This is a genomic window from Pseudomonas sp. PvP100, from assembly GCF_017833055.1.
In the GTDB taxonomy this organism is placed as follows: Bacteria; Pseudomonadota; Gammaproteobacteria; order Pseudomonadales; family Pseudomonadaceae; genus Aquipseudomonas; species Aquipseudomonas syringae.
In genome coordinates this window covers 5,688,247-5,710,030 of record NZ_JAFIBO010000001.1, presented here as the reverse complement: position 1 = coordinate 5,710,030, position 21,784 = coordinate 5,688,247, and the positions used below count along the sequence as shown (strand labels likewise).

At 59.9% G+C, this 21,784-nt stretch carries 18 protein-coding genes; 14 read left to right on the top strand and 4 right to left on the bottom strand.

Translation table 11 applies throughout. From position 1 onward, the window contains the following. Positions 1-19 precede the first annotated feature (19 nt). Positions 20-364, bottom strand: coding sequence for a DUF3649 domain-containing protein (locus JOE39_RS24785; RefSeq protein ID WP_210078155.1), 345 nt, complete (start codon positions 362-364; stop codon positions 20-22). A 200-nt stretch (positions 365-564) separates the two neighbouring features. Here JOE39_RS24785 and JOE39_RS24780 point away from each other — a divergent pair, with 200 nt between their 5' ends. From JOE39_RS24780 to JOE39_RS24755, 6 genes are all read left to right on the top strand, one after another. Then, a complete protein-coding gene (locus JOE39_RS24780; protein WP_210078663.1) occupies positions 565-1,068 on the top strand; it encodes a sigma-70 family RNA polymerase sigma factor in 504 nt (167 codons plus the stop codon). Further along, positions 1,065-2,042 (top strand): FecR family protein, encoded by a 978-nt coding sequence (locus JOE39_RS24775; RefSeq protein WP_004402792.1) that lies wholly within the window; start codon positions 1,065-1,067, stop codon positions 2,040-2,042. The genes JOE39_RS24780 and JOE39_RS24775 overlap by 4 nt, the downstream gene beginning before the upstream one ends. A gap of 609 nt (positions 2,043-2,651) precedes the next feature. After that, positions 2,652-5,000, top strand: a complete 2,349-nt coding sequence (gene fecA / locus JOE39_RS24770) for a TonB-dependent Fe(3+) dicitrate receptor FecA (RefSeq protein ID WP_032658841.1) — start codon at positions 2,652-2,654, stop codon at positions 4,998-5,000. A gap of 272 nt (positions 5,001-5,272) precedes the next feature. After that, positions 5,273-5,701 carry an HPF/RaiA family ribosome-associated protein gene (locus tag JOE39_RS24765; protein ID WP_002552231.1) on the top strand — a complete coding sequence of 143 codons (429 nt, stop codon included), beginning with the start codon at positions 5,273-5,275 and terminating at the stop codon, positions 5,699-5,701. Between the two features lie 849 nt (positions 5,702-6,550). Further along, positions 6,551-6,883, top strand: coding sequence for a DUF3509 domain-containing protein (locus JOE39_RS24760; RefSeq protein WP_137983403.1), 333 nt, complete (start codon positions 6,551-6,553; stop codon positions 6,881-6,883). A 261-nt stretch (positions 6,884-7,144) separates the two neighbouring features. Then, complete coding sequence (locus JOE39_RS24755) at positions 7,145-7,477, top strand: YXWGXW repeat-containing protein (RefSeq protein ID WP_003316963.1); 333 nt, start codon at positions 7,145-7,147, stop codon at positions 7,475-7,477. 61 nt (positions 7,478-7,538) lie between these two features. On the opposite strand, the gene JOE39_RS24750 is transcribed toward JOE39_RS24755, so the two are convergent. After that, complete coding sequence (locus JOE39_RS24750; RefSeq protein WP_003316964.1) at positions 7,539-8,027, bottom strand: phosphate-starvation-inducible PsiE family protein; 489 nt, start codon at positions 8,025-8,027, stop codon at positions 7,539-7,541. Between the two features lie 410 nt (positions 8,028-8,437). On the opposite strand from JOE39_RS24750, the gene JOE39_RS24745 reads away from it, so the two are divergent. From JOE39_RS24745 to JOE39_RS24715, 7 genes are all read left to right on the top strand, one after another. Further along, a complete protein-coding gene (locus tag JOE39_RS24745; protein WP_003341670.1) occupies positions 8,438-8,704 on the top strand; it encodes a YebG family protein in 267 nt (88 codons plus the stop codon). A gap of 701 nt (positions 8,705-9,405) precedes the next feature. Next, the gene (gene wecB, locus JOE39_RS24740; protein WP_003421747.1) at positions 9,406-10,656 is read left to right on the top strand and encodes a UDP-N-acetylglucosamine 2-epimerase (non-hydrolyzing); all 1,251 of its coding nucleotides are present in this window, start codon (positions 9,406-9,408) and stop codon (positions 10,654-10,656) included. Positions 10,657-10,822: 166 nt separating this feature from the next. Beyond that, entirely contained in the window at positions 10,823-13,039 is a 2,217-nt protein-coding gene (locus JOE39_RS24735; protein ID WP_210078157.1) for a cellulose biosynthesis cyclic di-GMP-binding regulatory protein BcsB, read from the top strand. A gap of 12 nt (positions 13,040-13,051) precedes the next feature. Next, complete coding sequence (locus JOE39_RS24730; protein WP_122219712.1) at positions 13,052-15,172, top strand: glycosyl transferase family protein; 2,121 nt, start codon at positions 13,052-13,054, stop codon at positions 15,170-15,172. After that, positions 15,169-17,133: a tetratricopeptide repeat protein gene (locus JOE39_RS24725; RefSeq protein ID WP_004402780.1), complete on the top strand. Its 1,965-nt coding sequence runs from the start codon at positions 15,169-15,171 to the stop codon at positions 17,131-17,133. Before JOE39_RS24730 ends, JOE39_RS24725 begins: the two co-directional genes overlap by 4 nt. Positions 17,134-17,164: 31 nt before the next feature. Further along, positions 17,165-18,037: a hypothetical protein gene (locus tag JOE39_RS24720; protein ID WP_210078159.1), complete on the top strand. Its 873-nt coding sequence runs from the start codon at positions 17,165-17,167 to the stop codon at positions 18,035-18,037. An 81-nt stretch (positions 18,038-18,118) separates the two neighbouring features. Beyond that, on the top strand, positions 18,119-18,922 hold the full coding sequence (locus tag JOE39_RS24715; RefSeq protein ID WP_122219711.1) for a transglutaminase family protein: 804 nt from the start codon (positions 18,119-18,121) through the stop codon (positions 18,920-18,922). Positions 18,923-19,442: 520 nt separating this feature from the next. Here JOE39_RS24715 and JOE39_RS24710 read toward each other — a convergent pair. After that, positions 19,443-20,354, bottom strand: coding sequence for an SDR family oxidoreductase (locus tag JOE39_RS24710; RefSeq protein ID WP_074907537.1), 912 nt, complete (start codon positions 20,352-20,354; stop codon positions 19,443-19,445). Positions 20,355-20,464: 110 nt separating this feature from the next. Further along, a complete protein-coding gene (locus JOE39_RS24705; RefSeq protein ID WP_003408755.1) occupies positions 20,465-20,917 on the bottom strand; it encodes a flavodoxin in 453 nt (150 codons plus the stop codon). A gap of 207 nt (positions 20,918-21,124) precedes the next feature. Between JOE39_RS24705 and JOE39_RS24700 the strand changes: the two genes are divergently transcribed. After that, positions 21,125-21,730 carry a hypothetical protein gene (locus JOE39_RS24700; protein WP_003421736.1) on the top strand — a complete coding sequence of 202 codons (606 nt, stop codon included), beginning with the start codon at positions 21,125-21,127 and terminating at the stop codon, positions 21,728-21,730. The last annotated feature ends 54 nt before the right edge of the window (positions 21,731-21,784 follow it).

Here is a 21,784-nt window from a genome sequence, read left to right as displayed (position 1 = left end):
GACTGGCGAAAACCCTCCTTCACAGCAACCACCGACCGCAGGTGTAGGCCGCCCCCAGCAAGGCACAGGGCGTCAGCACCCCGATCCACGCCTGCAGCGCCGTACGGCAGGCAAAACAAAAGAGCACCGCGCCCAGATAGGCGAGAAACGAGAACATCATCCCCGTCACCACCGCTTCGGCGCGGGTAATCGGCAGCCATTGAGCGATGCAGGTGCTGACCAACGAGGCCAGCAGGTAACCGGCAAATACCGCAGCCAGTGCCCGCGAGGCAATGGCAAGGCGATAGGCCGCCGTCACGCCCCTGGCTCTGGCTTTTGCCGTGCGTTTTTGCGGCAGAGGGCGGCTTGCGCTGGTGACATCCATCAGAGGGTCTGCATTGATTCAGGAAACCTGGGAAGCCGTTCATGGGCGACCGGGAAGCGGTCGCAACAAAAGCCGGCGGTATGCGCCATTGATCCTGAACGGGACAAATGAACCGCAATATTAATGATAAATATTCTCATACGCAAAAGAGTCTGCCAGAATCCACGCCACCAATGAGTCCCCGTGGATTGTTCCCCGTGATACCCGTCGCCCACTCCGTTCTCAATCACACTGTCGAAGGCCTGTACAGGGCACACAACGCCTGGCTGACGACCTGGTTGCGACGCAGACTCGGCTGCCCGCACAGCGCGGCAGACCTGGCGCAGGACACGTTCATCAAGGTGCTGGGCGCACGCGATACAGCGCAAATCGTCGAGCCGCGTGCCTTTCTGACGACGATTGCCAAACGCGTACTGTGCAATCACTACCGGCGTCAGGACCTGGAGCACGCCTACCATCAGGCACTGGCCGAACTGCCGGAGCGCGTGGCGCCTTCGGAAGAAGAGCGGGCGATCATTCTCGAAACCCTGGTCGAACTCGATCAACTGCTGGACGGCCTGCCGCCCCTGGTCAAGCGGGCGTTTCTGCTGTCGCAGGTCGACGGTTTGAGCCATGGCCGGATCGCTGCCGAACTGGATATTTCCATCGCGACGGTCAAGCGCCATCTGCACAAGGCTGCCCTGCGCTGCTATTTCGCCCTATGAATCCGAACAACGAGTCCCTGAACAAATCCGACATCTCGCCTGCCGTGGCACAGCAGGCCGTTGGCTGGCTGCTGGAAATGCAGGAAGGCACGCTGGATGCCCGTCGTCAGCACGCCTGGCAGCTGTGGCTCAATGGCAACGCCGAGCACCAACGGGCATGGGCACACATGCAGCGGGTCAACCAGCGCTTGAGTGGACTGTCCTCGCCGCTGGCACATGCGGCACTCAATGCGCCGAAGTCCGCCAGCCGTCGGCATGCGTTGAAACTGCTGTTGCTGCTCGGCGCAGGCTCGGCAGCGGGCTGGGGCCTGCGCGAGCAGATTGCCCTGCAACCTTTGCTGGCCGACTACGACAGTGGCGTGGGCGAACAGCGCAAGGTGGCGTTGAGCGATGGCAGTCAGGTGCAGTTGAATACGGCCAGCGCGGTGGATGTGCGTTTCGATGCACAACAGCGCCTGATCGAACTGCTGCAGGGCGAAATCCTCATGACGGCCTCGGCAGACACGCGTCCGCTGAACCTGTTAAGTGCCGAAGGCACGGTCAGAGCCTCGACCGGCGCCAGTCGTTTCAACCTGCGCCAACTGAATGGGCGCACGCAGTTGGCCGTGTTTGCCGGCGCCCTCGAAATATCCCCTGCCGGAAAGAGCGGCCCCGGTTTGATGCTGCAGGCCAGCCAACAGGTGACGTTCAGCCGTGATGCCTGGGACAAGGTTCGTCCACTGGACGCAGGCAGTGGTGCCTGGGTGGACGGGATGCTGGTGGCGTCGCGCATGAGGCTGGCCGATTTTCTCGCAGAGTTGAGCCGCTACCGCCGCGGTCGTCTGAATTGCGATGCGAGGGTTGCAGGGTTGCTGATTTCCGGCAGCTACCCGCTGGCCGACAGCGAGCGCATCCTCGACATGCTCGAACTCGCCCTCCCGGTGCGCGTGCAGCGCTTCACGCGATATTGGGTGAACGTGCAGGCGCGGGTTTGATCGTGATTGCTCGTTCCAGCGCATGGTGACGTATCTTCTTGGAAAGCCCGAAATACAGGGCTGACACTACGCTGACTATCGTTCCTCACGCTCTGGTGTGAATGCAGTTCGTGACGCTCTGCGTCACACAGCGGTTCTGCGATGTCAGGTGGATTGAGGTTCGGCTCAAGTCACCTTTTCGCCCCTCGGCGAGTTACTTTGATGGGGCCAAAGTAACCAAACCCCCTGGCTCCGTTTCCGGCCCGACTTCGTCGGGTTCCTTCGCCCTGTCACTGATCCGGGGGTCGCCGCAACGCGCCATCCATGGCGCGGTGCGGCTAGCCTGGCGTCCTGCCAGGCTACCCCCGGATCAGCGCCAGGACTCAGCCGTCACTTACGTCGCACTCTGCGTCGTCTGTGCCATCGGGGTAGAAAAGCGCTTTGTGTGCAGTGATCGCTGTAGCACGACGCAGAGCGTCACGAACTGCATGCCGACGCTGAGCATCGGCACGATGACAGGTGGATTTGCGCTGGCCGGCTAAAATTTTTCAAAAAGCGTGAGCTGTTTTTCGATCCTCGCGTGACAGACAGGGAAAGCCTCTCTCAACCTTCCGGTCAAAGGACTCCCGCATGTCAGCCCGCCCTACTCAACTTTCACCGCTGGTGCGCACATTGCGCCATGTCATTTTCGGCGCGAGCCTTTCGGTCGGCAGCCTGTCGATGGTGCAGGCCGCCGAGGTCGCACCCAAGGTGTATCACATTGCGCCGAGCGAGCTTGAAGCGGCGCTGAACCAGTTCGGTCGTGAGTCCGGCGTGCTGATTTCCTATGGTTCGCAGATGACCAGCGGCCTGAAAAGCCGTGGCCTGGAAGGTCAGTACACACCCGAGCAGGGCCTGAATGCCTTGCTCGAAGGCACCGGCCTGCAGGCCATGGCCGATGGCAATAACGGCTTCACCCTGCAATCGGCAAATACGGCTGGCGCGCCGATCGAGCTGGGGGTTTCCACGGTGGTCGGTGACTGGCTGGGCGCTGCGCAGCAAACCAACGTTTTCGAACATCCCGGCGCACGTGACGTGATTCGTCGTGAGGAATTCGAGCGGGTCGGTGCGACGTCGGCGCGTGAAGTGCTCAATCGTATTCCGGGCGTCAATGCGCCGGACAACAATGGCACTGGCAGCCATGACATGGCGCTGAATTTCGGTATTCGCGGCCTCAATCCACGCCTGGCGTCGCGTTCTACCGTGTTGATGGACGGTATCCCGGTGCCATTCGCGCCCTACGGCCAGCCGCAACTGTCGTTTGCGCCGATCAGCATGGGCAACATGGACGCAGTCGACGTGGTGCGTGGCGGTGGCGCAGTCCGTTACGGTCCGCAGAACGTGGGCGGCATCGTCAACTTCGTGACCCGCGCGATCCCCGATGCACCTACTCTCAAGGGCGGCATACAAACCGAGACCAGCCCGTCTTCCAGCCACGACGGTTTCAAGACCACCGGTAACCTGCTGGCAGGTGGCACCGCGGACAACGGCCTGGGCGGCGCGATTCTGTATTCCGGCGTACGCGGCGGAGACTGGCGCGAGCACAGCGACACCGAAATCGACGACCTGATTCTCAAGGGCAAATACCAGATCGACGACGCCAACAGCCTTAACGCCATGGCGCAATACTACGATGGCGAAGCGCAGATGCCCGGTGGCCTCAGCGTCGCGGACTACGATGCCGATCCGTACCAGTCGACACGCTTGAAGGACAAGTTCTGGGGCCGTCGCACCATGTTCAACTTCGGCTATCGCTACGAACAGGACGCGCGCGTCTTCACCGCCAACACGTTCTTCACCAAGACCCTGCGCAGCGGCTATCTGGATCAGGGCAGCTTCGTTTCCCTGTCGCCCCGCGAATACTGGGTGCGTGGCCTGGAAACACGCTTCTCGCAAGGCTTTGCGCTGGGCGAAACCTGGCATGAAGTCGGCGTTGGCTACCGTTACGTCAACGAGGCCGGTCATGAGTTGCGCTATCGCGAGCCGGTCACCGGCGACCTGCCGACCACCGCCAGCCGCAATGACCGCGACACACGCGGCGCAACCGAGGCGCATGCGTTCTACATCGACGACCGCATCGATATCGGCAAGTGGACCATCACGCCGGGCATTCGCTACGAGATGATCGACACCGCACAGAACAACAACCTGACCAACGCCCGATACCAGGGTGACTACAGCACCGCACTGCCCGCGTTGAATGTGCTTTACCACCTGACCGACACCTGGAACCTGTACGCCAACACCGAAGGCTCGTTCGGCAGTGTGCAGTACAGCCAGATGCCTAACCGCGTCACCGGCGATGAAGTCAAACCGGAAAAAGCCCGCACCTGGGAACTGGGCACACGCTACGACAATGGCAACCTGCGGGCCGAGATCGGCGCTTTCCTGATCAATTTCGATAACCAGTACGACAGCAACCAGACCAACGACACGGTGATCGCACGCGGCGAGACGCGCCATCAGGGCATCGAGACCAGCGTCAACTATGCGCTGGAGGGCCTGAGCCCGGCGCTGGCCGGCTACGATGTCTACGCGACCTACGCCTTCGTCGACGCCACGATCCGCGAAGACGGCCCGAACAAGGGCAACCGCGTGCCGTTCTCGTCAAAGCACAAGGGCACCATGGGTGTCAGCTACACCGAAGGGCCGTGGAAGCTCAATTTCGACAGCTCCTTCCAGAGCGACCAGTTTGCCGACAACGCCAATACTTCCGCTGAAAGCGCCGACGGCAGCACCGGCAAGATCCCTGGGTACATGCTGTTCAGCACCCGCGCCAACTACGACTTCGGCCCGCAACTGTCTGACCTCAACGTAGCGGTCGGGATGAAGAACATCTTCAACCGCCAGTACTACACCCGCTCGTTCGACGACAACAACCGCGGCAAATACGTCGGCGAACCGCGCACGGTGTACGTACAGACGTCGGTCGCGTTCTAGTTTCGGACGCCAGAGCGCAAGAGAAGTGTTCGCCCGGACACTTCTCGTTCCTCACGCTTCGCATGGGAATGCCGTTCTGGACGCTCTGCGTCCGCTCCTGATTCGCAGCCTCGCGGCAAGCATCCCTTTTTTGCTGCGAAATATTTCTTACACATTGGGGTTGAATTGTCAGGCCATTGCCGCCAACACTGTGAATGAGCGCAAACGAAAACGATTCCGACAGGAATCATGCAGTCCAGCCTCGCACGAGCAAGCCCTAATAAGGATTAACTATGCAAATCCAGGTCAATAGCGATAATCACATCGAAAGCAGTATCCGACTGGAGGAGTGGGTTCGTACCACCGTTGAAAGCACGCTCGAACACTACGATGAAAACCTGACCCGCGTGGAAGTCCACATCCGCGACGAAAACGGCGACAAGCCTGGCCCGCACGACATCAAGTGCCAGATGGAAGCTCGCCCTAAAGGACACCAACCCATTTCTGTCTCCCACAAGGCCGATACGGTAGATCAGGCTGTGGATGGCGCTGCTGTAAAACTCGATCACGCCCTTGAGCATCTGTTTGGCAAACTGCGCGGCAAACGAGGCGCCGCACCGATCATTGCCGAACAGGATGAAGATCCGGTCAGCCCGGACGCGCTGCTCGAAGAAGAATTTCTGGAAAAAGAGCAGGAGAAAGAAGCCGCTCGTCTGACCTGATGCTTCACTGACACGTTTTGCAAGAAAAGGGCGAACCGGCGACGGTTCGCCCTTTTTGTTTGCCACGGGCCGGCAAGCGCACCACAAACGGTCGCTGCACAGTTTTGGCCACCTTGACCCTTCCCTCGCCTCGCAGCCATTTTGATCGCTGGGTGCCGTCCATCGAATTTAACAGCCGGCGCCGAGCAGCCCGAGCGCTGCACCTGACAGCCATCGGCGCGCAAAAATCATCCCGCGTCGCCTCGATGAGGGTGCGGGTCTGCCGTTCATACCGACAGGTGTTCAACACCCATCCAGCCGCTCCGCAGCACAACGCTCAACGTCAGAAACTGGACAGTGGGCGATTACGGTTTCGACCCCGTCTTTACGAATCTCTGACGTCAAGATTCGGTTGTCGGAGTGTCAGACAATCACTCGAAAAAGTCATGAGCAAAACGCTTTCGCGAGAGGAGCAGGCCATGTACGGGAGCTGTTTTTCGCCCGCTTTGGAGAGCACTTTTTTCAACCGAACTGAACGGCTCGTCCTGCAGCAAAGCCAACCACGAAGCGGCTGCGCAGTGCTCCCGCTCGGCGCCTTCTAGCGCATCGCCCCTGCAATATGGCCCGAACCATGCAAAGCCCTGTAGTACGCGCCACGAGGCAGGCCATCAGGACGGCCACTTTCTGGCGCGAACTGAACGTCGTGAATGCGTCAAAGCTTCTCGAAAAGAAACCCTGTCATCAACGCGGAAGACGACAGCAACCCCGTCAGCACCCAGCGCAGGAGTAACGCAACCGCTGATCAGTCGTCGAGAACCAAAAGGACTACTACCCGGTCAACTTATGCAGACCATTGAGCAGGTGAATGATATGGACAATCCTTTTCAGATGATCACGGACACGTTTCACCCCGACTATCGGGTGAATCTGAGCATTCAAGGGCTGGACGGCAGCATCATGCTGACCTTGTCCAACGAACGCGGAGTCGTTGCCAAGCGTTTGATCAGCGCTGCCCAACGCAATGACCCACAACGCCTGCGCAAACTGATAGAAAGCGTGCAATTCGGCATCGCTATCGAACGTGGCGACAGCGCGATCAAGATCCTTGCAGCGCTGACCGACGGCGCGACCCTGAAAAAGGCACCTGTCCCGGCCAATGGTCTGTGGCCGCAGAGTCAGGCAACGGCCAGTGCCGGGGTCTGATGCACCGGCCCTTCCCCTCTATGCAGTGCCGTTGTCGGCGCTGCATAGAGCAAAAACAGATTGATGCCGTTCAATACCCTCCAGCCTGCCTGATCGGGCTTTGCCCCCAGTAAAACCGGCCTTTCGCTACCATCCCCCCTCCCTCCTCTTCAGCAAAAGTACAGATACATCCTGCTACAACAATCCTTGCGCAGAAACATTCGAGCGACTGGGCACTGAGTTCAGCGCCACTGCACCTGCGGGTGATTCCGAGGAGGCAACATGTATTTACGTTATGGGGTATTGATCGCATCACTTGCGATAGCGTCAGGCTGTGTCGAAGAGCGTGTGGTCCATGAACGATCGCATGCCCATCATGAATACGTCGAAGAAGTGATCGCGCCGCAACCGCCACCGGAACGCGTCGTCGAGGTGGAACCGGCCCCTCGTCCCGGCTATATATGGGCACGCGGTTACTGGCACTGGAACGGCCAGCGATTCGTGCCGGTACATGGCCACTGGGAAACCGAACGACCCGGCTATCACTATGTGCATCCGCACTGGGAAAGCGCTGGTGACGGCTGGCACTGGCGTGCCGGGGTCTGGCTGAACTGATTGCCTTCTTCTATAAGCAGCGTGCTGGCGGCATCGTGCACAGATGCCGCCGCTGCCTCGATCAGATTTCGCCCTTTTCTTCCGTCACCGCGCCTTTGACGGTGCTGGACGAATCGGGAATCTTCGCCGACGGGTATTTGTACGACGCATAGCGCACCACCAGAATCGCAAACGCCAGCAACAGAATGCCGCCACACAGGTAGATAATGCCGATGTCCGGTGGGTTGTGATGGGACACGTCGGAAATCAGCAGGCGGGTCAGTGCAGTGATCGCGACATAGATCAGGAAGCGCACGGGCATGTGGTTGGTCTTGAAATAAATCCCGGTCATCGCCCCCAGCTCGAGGTAGATGAACAGCAGCAGGATGTCATCGACCGTGACGTTGCCTTTCTCGACCATCCCCAGAAATGCAACCACCGACGCCCAGGCAGTGATCGCGCCGATTGCGAACAGCGCCAGAAAGTGGAAGCTCTCCACACACAGGTTGCCCAGTGACTCGGCCTGCGCATGCACGCGGTGTCTTATCTTTACTGCCCATTTGTTTCCCATGACGCGTTACCTCTGAACCTTCGTTTATGCCGACCGGATGATGCCGGGTACTCGTGACACCCTTGTGGCCTGCTTTTGAAAGCAGGAACAGGGCCATAGGCTATGGTTGAGAGCGCGGCGGGTTGTCGCAAGGCACATTTGCAGCGTAAAAAGATGCGTAAACGCCACTATTCAGGCAGGGCTTGATTGGCACATGGCTTTTACTGTATAAAAACACAGTAATCGAGAAATCGCTTTCGCTGTTGCGTCGCAGGCCGGCCTCACTAAAGGCCTTCACGCAGTGCCCCGCTACACCTGACCGGCGCGCTGGTCATGCACGATCAATGCTTTGCATACCCGCTGGTCAGAGCACAAAGCGCTGAACGCCCGGGTCTAGCCCTTTCAACACTGGATAAGACGACGAGGCCAAAATGGCTGTTGAAACCCTTTACCGCAGTACCCGCGATCTGGAGACTACTTTCGTGGACCGTAAACTCGCCGATGCGCACGACCAAATGCTCGAGCTGGCCGAGCTTCTCACCGACGTCCTGATCAAGAACGTGCCGGGGATCTCGGAGAAGCATGCAGAGGATGCGAGCATTTACATGGCGAAGAATCGCGCCGTGTTCGCAGCGGCGTTCAAGAACAACGCGACCGCGCTCAGCGAGCTGTCGGAACCGGCCGAGGCGAAAGGCTGATTTCGCTGTGAGCTGCGACTCCCCTCATGCGAGGGGGTCGCCAATCATTCTCATTTAATGACTGGGCAATCGCCCGTATTGCTGCTACAACTCAATACTGTATATGCCGTACAACTTGAACAGCATCTAAGCGAACTCCTAACCTCCCGCCCGCTCGTCAGCGTGTCAAACTCGACACCTAATCAAAGTTGCCAACCGTCATTATATTAGCGTCATTTTTGTGAACCCCTTCTCTCTTCCTGTCATTAAACAGGCGTCAGGATTCTGCTGTAGTGACGCCCACCTCAGCGCCACTACTTTTGTTGGAACTTTTTGCCATCACTCATAACTACGCGTGGCAAACAGGCATTCAAAACAGCTGGAAAAACGTTCCAATCCTCCTCAAAAGCCCCGAATTCATTGACCAAAAGGCCCTTCCTAAAAAATTTAACCCTGTACTGACCGTGGTGAAATTCTAAAGTTCATACTCATTGTTACTTTGAAAAATACTTAATAAAAAATTTTGCTTTATTATCCTGTTCTGTTAATAATCCCGACAACTCCGGGTAACAAGGCATATTGCTACATTCACACTGAAGTGAACATCGAGCCACAAACTCCGATCTTTCCGCCCGAGAAACTCATCAACTCGCTAGCTGACCCAGCTGTTCTCAGCCTGGTTCTTGCTGCTGTGCGACGCGCTAAGTGCGCGGGAGGAAATAATGGCTGGTCTGCACCCCAGAATGAAGGTCCTTTCCATTTTCGGTACTCGTCCGGAGGCCATCAAAATGGCTCCCCTGGTCAGAGCACTGGCTGCAGAGCCAGGTATCGACTCAAGAATCTGCATTACCGGGCAGCATCAAAGCATGCTGCAACAGGTGCTGGACATGTTCGAGCTCAAAGCCGACTACAGCCTCGATGTGATGCGCCCCGATCAGACACTGAACTCGCTGACCGCTGCGCTTTACGCGGCGATCGACCCGATTCTGGACGAGCTGAAGCCGGACAAAGTGCTGGTTCACGGCGACACCACATCAGCCATGGTGGCGGCCATGTCGGCCTTTCATCGCCGCATCCCCATCGGCCACGTCGAAGCGGGTCTGCGCACCGGTGACATCCGTCAGCCATGGCCTGAAGAGATGAACCGACGTTGCATCGATCTGATTTCCGATCACCTGTTCGCTCCCACCGCCGAGTCGCGCCGCAACGTGCTGGGCGAGCGTTTGCAGGGCATTTCGTTCGTGACCGGCAATACCGTGATCGACGCCCTGCACCTGACCGCGCAACGAATCGACAGCAACCGTCAGCTGCGCCATGCCCTTGATCGTCAGTTTTCGTTCCTGGTGCCCGAGCGCAGGGTGTTGGTGGTGACCGGTCATCGTCGCGAGAATTTCGGCGACGGCTTCCTGAATATCTGCAAGGCGCTGGGCGAGCTTGCCAGACGCGACGACATACAGATCGTCTACCCGGTGCACCTGAACCCCAACGTGCTGGGGCCGGTGACCGAACACCTGGGTGAGCTGCCCAACGTGCACCTGATCAAACCGCTGGACTACCTGTCGTTCGTGCGCCTGATGCAACGCGCTCACGTCATCCTCACCGACTCCGGTGGCGTGCAGGAAGAAGCGCCGTCGCTGGGCAAACCGGTATTGGTCATGCGCGATGTCACCGAGCGCCCGGAAGCGGTCGCGGCAGGCACCGTGCGCCTGGTGGGCACCGAAACGGACGCCATCATTCGTGGCGTGAACGCCCTGTTTGACGATGATGCCCTGTGGCACAACGCCTCCCGCTCGGCCAACCCTTATGGCGACGGCAAAGCCAGTTCACGGATCGTCGATGCGCTGATGGGCCGTCCGGTGGATGAGTTTGTCGCCGAACTGCCGCGTCAGCGCCAGGACTCGATGGACAGGCACATGGATACACGAATCAAGCCGCAGCACGAACATGCAGAGTTGCGCTCGATGGCCAGCTAGCACAACGGTCGCGCAGATAGCGCAGACACACCCTAAAAAATCCGCAGGAAGCAGTCCGCAAACAATACGGGCACCCGGTTCAGACCGAGTGCCCGAAAAACGTTGTAGCAGACCGGCAGCCTGTATCAAGACCCAATGGCCTTGAGCCTTTACCGAGATCTGCACGATGAAATCTTCCGTTGCCGTAAACATGGGCGCGTTTGGCGTACTTGCCTGCGGGATGAGCCTGCTGGCTCTGATGCCTGCATTCGCCCTGGCTGCCGAAAGCCCGCTGACCCAGGCGATCAACCGAATCACTGCCGACAATCGCCAGGAGCGCGTGGTCGAGCTGAGGGAGCTGGGTATCGATCGCCCGATCATCCTCAATGCCACCGATGCACGCCGCGAGCTGTACCTGCCGGTGCCAGCCAATGTGCCGTTGACCGAGGCCACGCTGAATTTCGATGCCAGCTATCTGAACGGCGAGGCAGGCCGCAATACGCTGCTGCTGTCGCTGGACGGTTATCCGGTACGTGCGCTGGGCCTCAATGAAGAACAGGGCAACGCCAGTGCGACGCTGGGCGTCGACAAGGCAGCGCGCGAAAACGGCTCGGTGCGGCTGGGGATTGCCTGGTCGTCGGTGATCTCGAAAGTGCTCTGCGAAGACGAACGCGCGATCGGCAACGTGTTGCGCATCGATCCGCACACGCGCCTGACGTACAGCTATGACGCCAGCCAGTTGCAGGACGTCGGCGCGGTATGGAACGCACTGCCCGGCAAACCCGGCCTGCTGGTCGCACCCGGCACATTGTCGAACGCCAGCTACGATGCCGCCTGGCGTCTGGGCGTAGCGCTGGAACGCATCGGCAAGCAGGCACGCGTTCTGCCGTTCCCTGCGGTGCAGGACAGCGTGGACCTGAGCGGCCTGACTATTCCGGCTGAACTCAAACAGATTCCGGCGTTTGCAGGGCTCGAAGGCAAGGGCCAGTACACCCTGCGCGACCCGGCGGAAATCGGTGCATTGCTGATGCTCGGCCAGACACCTGCGTTGCAGGCCGACCTGGCGATCAGCGATCCGCACTTGCTCAAGGCAATCGACGACGCCATGGACGCTCTCCAGGCGCAGGTGCAGGGTCTGGATGCTTCGGCGGCCAGCGCACTGGGCCAATGGCGCGAACGCCACATCAAGAAGCCGCTCGCCAACAGCACCGGGGATGACGTGAGTCTGGCCCTGCTGGGCAATCGCGCACTGCTGATGATCAAGCCGGAGTCGGCCGACAAAGCTATCGGCCTGTTCAGTTCGGCGTGGAACAAACTGGCGCGCAATCGCCAGCTGACCATCGGCGAAGAGGCCGCCATGCCTCTGAGCGAAGACGGTCGCGTCGCACTGACCCGACTGGGCGGCAAGCCCGGCACGGTGGATGTGCTGGCAAAAACCGACTGGAGCGCCTCGTTCCCGCTGGGCAGCGTTGCCTATGACGGTCGTGTACCGGTGACTGCGATGATCGATATCGCTGCCGCCCCCGGCGCATCGGGTACCCCGCCGGTTGCCACGCTGTTCCTCAACGATTACCTGATCGGCGCGATGCAACTGACGGCCGATGGCAAAAAAGAGCGCATCGAAGCGCGCATTCCGCAGTACGCACTGGCGGCGCAGAACGTCCTGCGCGTGTCCTTCCAGCGTCAGCCGGTCAGCAACCAGTGCCTGGAGACGCCGCAGGCGTTCCCGATCTCGGTATTGCCAACCAGCCACATCGTGCTGGACAAGGTCACGCCTGACGAAAACTTCTCGGGCATGGCGGCACGCTTCGCCACCGACACGCAGATCATGGTGCCCAAGGGCTACCTTGAGCACCCGGCCAGCAGCCTGCCGCAAGTCATCCGTATCGCCAGCGCCTCCGGCGTCTCGCCATTGCGCGCACAGCTCAGCGTCAGCGATGACGCCAGCGTAGCCGTGACACCGGCCAAGTCTTTCCTGGCCTTCGAACTGCCCATCAAGGACGGCGCCGAGTCGGTCAAGGCCAGCAACGACGGACACCTGCTGATCAACCACAAAGAGCAGACGCTGCTCGACCTCAAGTCGCTCAACCACCTGGCTTCGCTGCAAGTGATCGAAGCTGGCGGCCAGCACGGCATGATCTATCGCACGCTGGGCGGTCAGACCCCGGTTTTCGAACGTCCGGTACTGCTGGAACGTGGCAACGCCGCAGTGCTGGCTGACAGCGGCCCGATCGCTACCTTCGACGCCAAGGACCCGACCGGCAGCCAGATGATCGAGGAGGAGGAAAGCACAGGCATCGACGCCTGGCGCAAACCTTCGCTGCTGTGGCTGATCCCGGGCGGCATCGTACTTTTTCTCATTCTGTTGCTGGCTGGCCGTAGCGCCCGTCGCAATCGCTCGTAACAGGCCGCCACAATGACGTCGCTCTATTGGCCTTACTGGCTGGCCCATTACTACAGCGTGCTGGAAGTCGCGACGATCGTTGTCGGGCTGATCATCCTGGTATCGAGTATCGATGACCTGTTCATCGATATCTGGTACTGGTCGCGGCGGCTGTACCGCAAGTTCACCGCCGAACGTCGCTACCGGCCACTGGCTGCAGAGCAGTTGATTGCCCGCGACGAGCAGCCGTTGGCAATCATGGTCCCGGCCTGGCTGGAATACGACGTCATCGCGCCGATGATCGAAAACATGGTGTCGACGCTCGACTATCAGAACTACGTGGTGTTCGTCGGCACTTACATCAACGACCAGCGCACCATCGATGAAGTGGAGCGTATGCGTCGCCGCTACAAGCAGTTGCACCGCGTGGAGGTGCCGCACGCCGGCCCGACCTGCAAGGCCGACTGCCTGAACTGGGTGATCCAGGCGATTTTTCTGTACGAGAAGACTCATTCCGTACAGTTCGCCGGGACCATCCTGCACGACAGCGAAGACGTGCTGCACCCGCTTGAACTGCGCCTGTTCAATTACCTGCTGCCGCGCAAGGACATGATCCAGTTGCCGGTCGTGTCGCTGGAACGCAACTGGTACGAATGGGTGGCCGGCACCTACATGGACGAGTTCGCCGAATGGCACGGCAAGGACCTGGTGGTACGCGAAAGCATGACTGACACCGTGCCTTCGGCTGGCGTCGGCACTTGTTTCTCGCGACGTGCGCTGATGGTGCTGGCGGATGAAAACCAGAACCAGCCGTTCAATACCGAAAGCCTGACCGAGGACTACGACGTCGGCGCGCGATTGGCGAAATACGGCATGCAGGCGATCTTCGTACGTTTCCCGGTGCAATTTCGGGTGCTGCGCAAATCGTGGTTCCGCAAGCCTTATGAATCGACGCTGGAAATGCCGCTGTGCGTGCGCGAGTTCTTCCCGGACACCTTCCGCACCGCCTTTCGCCAGAAAGCGCGCTGGACGCTGGGTATCGGCTTGCAAGGCTGGGAGCAAATGGGCTGGACCGGCTCGCTGGCCAATCGATACCTGCTGTTTCGGGACCGCAAGGGTGTGGTCACGTCATTCGTCAGCATCCTTGCTTATGCAATCCTTATTCAGTTGCTCGCGCTGATTGTGCTGCGCTCCAGCGGAGTCTGGAACACCAGCTTTCCGACACCCTTTGAAACCACCGGGCTGATTCAGTATCTGCTGGTGGCCAACGGCATCGCATTGCTGTGGCGGATCCTGCATCGCTGCTACTTCACCACTGTGCTTTACGGCTGGCAGCACGGTTTGCTGTCGATACCGCGCATGGTGGTCGGCAACTTCGTCAACTTCATGGCTGCGGCGCGGGCCTGGCGGATGTTTCTGGTGGGCAAGGTGCTCAACCGCAAGCTGGTCTGGGACAAGACCATGCACGACTTTCCGTCTTCCGATCTGATTGCCGTCGCACCCCGCCGCCTGGGCAGCGTGCTGCTGTCCTGGCAAGCCATCAACGACGAAAAACTGCAGACCGCACTGGCTGAACAGCAAACCCGTCAGGTGCCACTGGGCAGGATTTTGCTTAGCCACGGCTGGCTCGACGATGAAACCCTTGCTGAGGCCATCGCTTTTCAGAACGACCTGCCGCGGGTGTTCGACATCGCCAGCAAGCGTGCCGACAGCCGTGTGCTGGCCGATGAGTTCTGCCTGCGCTGGCGTGTCGTGCCGTTGCAGATGAATGCGCTGGGGCGCCAGGAAATTGCAGTGGCCAGTCCGCTGCCGCCTGATGGCCTGCAGCAGATTACCCAACAGCTGGGTGCCGAGCCGGTGCAGTTGATTGCCCGTGAAAGCGACATCGTCGCGCAGTTGCGTCAGCTTCAGGTGGTCGAGGGTCAGCCGCTTCCAGCCAGAGCACCACTGCTGGGCGATCTGCTCATCGAGCAAGGCCTGCTGGACCGCGACGTGTTCCAGAAAGCCATGCTCGGCTACCGCCCGCATGTGCATGGCCGGATCGGCGATTACCTGGTCGACATCGGCGTGCTGCCCAGAGAAACCATCGAACAGGCTGTGGCACGTCAGCACAACCATTACCGATCTGACGATCAAACGGAGCAGCCACTATGAAGCGCCCCTTCATCCTGTCGCTGCTGGTGAGCGGCCTGGGTCTTGTTGCACCGCTCAGCCAGGCGGAGACACTGCCCCTGCCGTTGACCGGACCCGCCTATGCCATCGCCAACGAAGCCTACATGGCCTACAACCGCAAGGACTACGACCTGGCCATTGCCAAAGCCAACGAAGCGTTGCGTCAGCGCGGTGACGCTCAGCAGTTGCGTGACCTCATTACCTTGGCCGAACGCGACAAGTACCGCCGCGATCACCCGCAACGCGCTTACAAGACAAGGCCCAAGCCTGGCTACCTGGAAGGCAATCAGGCGCTACGCGCCTATGCCAGGCACGACTACGACGGCTCGGCGAGTCATGCGCGCAAGGCCATTGCCCAGGCACCGAAGAACCTTGATTACCGCATGATGCTGATCGAGGCGCTGCAACGTCAGCAGCGTCTGGATGAAGCACAAGCAGCCATCAACGACGCCGAGCAGGCACTGGGGCCGCAACAGGTCCTGACGCGTCGTCGGCAGGCGATTCAGGAGCAGGTAGCGGTCGACAAGGCAGCCACCGGCTATAAGGCACTGGCACGCGGCGATAACGACACCGCAGTCAGCGAGGCGCGGGAGGCTGTGCGCAGTTTTCCGAAACAGATGGCCTACCGGAAATTACTGGTCAGCGCCCTGATTGCCCAAGGGCAGTATGCCGAAGCGCGCTCTGCGGCCACCGAAGCGCTGGCGCTGAATGGCAACGACGCCACCCTGCTCGTCCAGCGCGGACAAATGCGTCAACGCCTGGGCGATCAGGACGGTGCACGTCAGGACTTCGCCCAGGCCATGGCGGTCGGCAACCTGCCCCTGCGTGAACAGGCCTCGTTGTATGCCGCCATGGGCCAGCCGAGTGAGGCGCTGCAACGTCTGCAGCAAGCTCGCGATGCAGGCCAACTGCAGCCCGGCGATGAAGTGCAGATTGCCTATTTCCTCAGCCAGGCGGGCGATGATCAAGGTGCGCTGGATACGTTCAAGCGTGTTGACCGTCAGTCCGGTCTCAAGCCCCGCGAAGTGCAGGATGCCGCCTACAGCGCGATGCGCACGTCGAACGATGCGCAGGCCATCGCCTACTTCAAACGCGTGCTCGATTATCAGCAGACCGGCGATCTGCAGATGCCCGCGCAACAGGTGTTCGATACGCGACGCGCCGTCTCTGATCTGTCCCGTGAATGGGGCCTGACCAACACCACGACTTATCGGGGTGCCAGCACCAGCAGCGGCCTGAGCGGCGCACCCGGCGGCAGCAATGACAGCGTGCAGAACAGCACCGAAGTGTTCTGGCGCCCCTTCGGTTACCGTAACGCGCGCTTCGTCGAGCTATACGGACGCGTCACCGACACGCTGTGGAGCAAGGAAGGCGACTCCGACACAGGCGCGGATGCCTTGCAGGGCGCGCTCGGTATCCGGGTCAAGCCGTTCAGCGCAGTCAACGTGATCGGCGCCTTCGAACGCACCTTTCCGCTGGGCAACTCAAACGCCGACGGCGACTGGCTGGTGCGCCTGGGCTACGGCTCGAGCATCGGCACCGACCTGCGCGTCGATGTACCGAGCTGGTGGACTTCGCAGCTGTACGCTGAAGGCGGGCGCTATCTGCAGGACAAGCGCAACTACTTCAACAGTGAGTGGCAGGTCGGGCGCAGCTTCCGTCTGGACAGCATCAGCCCGCGGCTGGTGGTGTTTCCCCACGTGGTCGCCGCAGTGGACTACGATTCGAAGATGCGCAGCGAGGTCGACAGTCTGGGCCGTAGCAGCACATCATCAGGCAATGCTGGCGGGCTTGGTGTCGGCACGGGCGTGCGTTACTGGTTCCGCGAGGACAAATACAAGGCACCACAGTCGTACGTCGATGTCTCTGTGCAATACCGCGAGAAAATATTTGGCGATGACCGCGCAGAAGGCGTTTTCGCACGCATGACGTTCTCGTGGTGATCCACGCCCGTCATCCATCAGGGAGTAATGTTTGAAGGCTCTGGCCGCACTGCTGCGACAGGCAACATTGATCAAGACCTCGCTGGCCGCCCTGCTGGTGGGGGCAATCGCCCTCGGCACCAGCGAGCTGTATGTGCTGATCCAGCCCAAGGGCCCGGGCGTGGTCGGCATCGTCTGGCAACCGGATAACGCAACGGTTGGCATAAGCGGCAACTGGGACAGGCTCGGCGCACGGCAATTGCTCGTGCAGTGGACGGCGGTCGATGATCAGTCGTTCATACCGGGCACCTCGATGGCCAGTGTGCCGGTGTTGCCGGACTGGACACGCATCGGCAAGGAGCCCTGGGCGCAGGAGGTGATCCTCGGGCTGGCCGGGTACTTCAGCGAAACCCGCTCACGGGACAATATCGAGCAACTGGCGGTGCTTTCGGCACAACTGGCCAAGGTGAAAACGCCGCTCAATGTCACCGGCTGGTACTTCCCCGCCGAAGTCGATCCTAGCTGGAGTCGTGCCAAGGAATTACCCGCTCTGCTGGCGAAACTGCCCAGACCGTTGTGGATCAGCGTCTACGACGGCGCCAATATCGGGCCCGCCGCCACGGCGGACTGGCTGAAAACCTGGCTGCCGGACGATATCGGCGTGTTCTTTCAGGATGGTGTGGGTGTTTATGCCCGCACCGCCCCGGTTGCCCGAACCTATGCCGATGCCTTGCGCAACAGGCTGGGCAAGAATCGCGTAAGGATCATCGTCGAAGCCTTTCGTCCGCAAGTAGGCGGCGGCTTCCGCCCGGCAACGGCGGCCGAACTGAAACCGCAGATCGCCGCCTTCGATGGCTATCCGCTGTATCTGTTCGACGGTCCGCACTATGTGACACCCGACCTGATAGAAGCCCTGAACAAGTAGCAACAAGTGGCGCTGGACGAAATTCGTGCACAGGGCTACAAAGAGTCTTCGCACTGGATTTCGAGCCGCACGGAGTGGTCCATGACGCCACGTCAGCATTGCCTGGCCTGCCTGCAACAGACACCGCCCTCGGTGTTTGAAGCTGCGTTATGGGTGTCGACCGAACATGACGCGAACTTCGCGTGGCATGAGGTGATGAGCGAAATGGATCGGTTGCAGCGCCAGATAAACGCAGCGCTGCCCGTTCTGCCTGCGCCTGAACTCGCCCAGCCGCTGTTGCGCCAACTCAACGCCCTGGGTTTTCAGCAGGATGACTGGAACCCTCCCAAACCCGATTCGGCCCTTGTGCACAAGATCGTGGAGCAGCGTCGAGGCCAGCCACTGGGGCTGGCAATGATCGCGCTGGAGATCGCGCGGCGCCTGGACATCGCCATGGAAGGCGTTAACTTCCCGGGCCACTTCCTGCTGCGCGTGCCGGGTGCCGATCACCTGCTCGACCCCTGCAGCGGGCGCAGGCTCTATCCAGCCGACTGCCGCGAGCTGTTGATCAGGCAGTTCGGCCCGACCATGCAACTGCGCGCCGAGCATATGACACGCGCCAACCCGACCAGCATGATGCAACGGTTGTCGCGCAACCTGCGGCACCTGCACCAGATCAACGATAATGTGCTCGCGGCGCTCAAGGATGCCGACCGCATCGTCGAACTGGGCCAGGCCACCAGCAGCGATCACCTGGCCCGCGCCAGTCTGTACCAGTATCTCGAATGCCCGCAGGCCGAACGCTTCGATCTGGAACGCGCGCTGCTGCTCAGTGAAGACCCACTGCAAAGACTCCAGCTGGCCGAGCGCCTGAGCCGCCTACCGGCAAATCACCGCGTTCATTGAGCGCGCTACTCATTCGCTGCGAATTGTTACCTGCCGGGTAATGCTGCATATCCTGCGCGGGGATTTTTCAGACGCGTGATGGCGGTTAACCTGCGCGCGTTAAATCGACGTGGATTTGCAAGCTCCCTTGATCCTGCGTTTTGTTTGGCCGCCGTGCAGGTCTCTGTGCAGCGGCCTTTTTTATTGCCTGCAGGTTTAACGCCTTCAGCCTTCATGCGTGCTGCGTGCCTCGGCCTGCTTGACCTTGACCCGTTCAGGAGGCGCCGCAATGCTTACCTGAGGAAGCTCGCCCCCTATTAATCTGGCCATGTGTCACTCCAGATATGAATGTGTTCGGACTTCATATCGGAGTGGAAAATGCTTAATGAATAGGTCTGCAAAAATCCATACTCGTCCTACAGAGACAAAAGACAGTTCTTACATAAATCGGCGAAACGCCCTTATACAACCAAGCAACCCGCTTAAACAGGTGCGCAAGTTCAACGAACACTCGTGTCTTGCATCAACGGCCATAGGCTGTTTATTTAACGTATTTCTGCAGATTGGCCATCATCTCCTTCAACGCCTCGCCAGTGTCGGCAGGGTGCACTGCGTTGGCGAAATCACCAATCGCCTGCCACTGCGCCGCAACGTCTTGCGGGCTGAAACCCGTCTGCGGGTCGAAACAGGCTCCCTGACTGCGCTGCCAACGGACCTTGCCGATCCAGCCACCACCCACTTCGAACAACTCGCCACTGCTTTGGCATTGTTCACTGCCCAGGTACACCACCAACGGGCTGACCAGTTCGGGTTTGAGCAGCTCGAAAACATTGGCGGGGATCAGCCCCTCGGTCATGCGTGTGCCGCCCGTTGGCGCTATGGCGTTGACGAAGATGCGGTGCTTGCGACCTTCCAGCGCGAGGGTGCGGGTCAGCCCGTAAAGCCCCAACTTGGCCGTCGCGTAATTGGCTTGCCCGAAGTTGCCGTAGATACCGGATGTCGATGACGTGAAGATCACCCGTCCGCCATTCTGCTCGCGCAGATAAGGCCAGGCGGCATGGGTGACTTTGTAGGCGCCCTCGACATGGACGCGATAGACCAGGTCCCAGTCGGCGTCCTCCATGTTGGCGAAGGTCTTGTCACGCAGGATGCCAGCGTTGTTGACCAGCACATCGATGCGCCCGAATGCATCCAGCGCATGCTGCACAATGCGGCCGCCCTCGGTCACCGAATCATGGTTGGCTATCGCAGTGCCGCCTGCCGCGCGAATCTCGGCCACCACGCGATCGGCGGCAGACGCGCTGGCCCCTTCGCCATGCGCCGAACCACCCAGGTCGTTGACCACCACTCGCGCACCGTGTTTCGCAAACAGCAGCGCATGAGCCCGACCCAGCCCACCCCCTGCGCCGGTCACAATCACGACTTTATCGTCAAAACGCACTGACTCGCTCATCGCTGGCTCCATGCCTCAAGAATACGTGCGATGAGTGTCGTCCACGCCCTGCACAGCCACAATCAACACCCGCAGTGCTGAATCATTCCCCATAAAGGAGCGCGATATTTTCAGCCCAGGTGCTTGATGAACGCTTCCAGCCACGGCTCGGCGTCGGTTTCCGGGGTGACGCTTTCGCTTCCGTCCAGACGCAACATGTCCTGTACTTCGCTAACGCCCAACTCAGCGAACAGTTCGCGCATCTGCTCGCCGCCTGCGCAGAAGGTGTCGCCGTAACTGGCATCGCCCAGTGCGATCACCCCACCAGGCAATCCACGCAGTTCGCCTGGCAGTCCGTCGCGCAGCGCTGCATAAAGAGGCATGAGGTTGTCGGGCAACTCGCCCATCCCGGTAGTCGATGTCACGGCAAGCAGCGCCTGAGGCTCGAAGGCCAGCAGCTCCGGCAACATGAGGCGCGGATTGACGAGGGTCTCATGGCCGGCGGCACGCAACAGTGCGGCGGCGTGTCTGGCAACTTCCTCGGCCGATCCGTAGACCGTTCCACACACGATGGCGACTTTCATGGTTATTCCTGCAGCAGCTTAAAAAAGTGAAACATTATGCCTTAGAATGCCGTCTGAATTTTCTACGGACCATTCTGCCTTCGGATCTGCCCGAAGAAGCACAGCAGCGTTGAAACATTTGAATGAAAAAATATGACGGATGGCCAGAACACTTTGCGGAATCAATGGTCTTTGTTCTCAATAACCGGTTAGACCGAGCCTCCGCCCATGCAACCTGATTCACTTCTCACCCAGGCTGAGCTGGATTTTATCCAGAGCATGCAGCGCAATCCCCAGTTGAACGTACGTGACAGTACGCGCAGTCTGCTGGTCAATGGCGGCATCCAGATCCAGGATCTGCTGACAAAGCTGGCCGCTCATGAGCAGGTCACCATCCATGCGCAGTTCGAGAATCAGCAGATGAATTTCCCTCTGCACCTGGTCGAGGACGAATTCCACGCGCTGCATCTGGAGCTCGGCGCGCCGAGTATTTTCGAGGAAGGTCCGAGGATCCGCCCATGGCGGCTTGTGCTGGAAGAGCCGATCCCTCTGGAAACCGAAAAGGGCGCACTCACGGCGCTCTGGGTTCATGAGCTATCGTTCAAGGGTGCGCTGCTCGAGTACCGCAAGGAAGGCAAGCTGCCGAGAAATTTTTCCGCCTGGTTCAACCCGCCAGGGCAAGCGCCCATTCCGATGCGCGGCAAGCTGGAGCGAATGATCGGGCAGAACGTCGGCGCCTATCATTTCAGCAAGCACGGCAAAGACGATGCCGAACGCCTGCGCCAGTACATCCTGCAAGAGCATCGTCGCAAACATCCATCCTTGCACAAGTAATCCGCCTGCCCGGCAACGCTCTACCGGTCTCTCAGCGTTTCAGGAATAATCCTT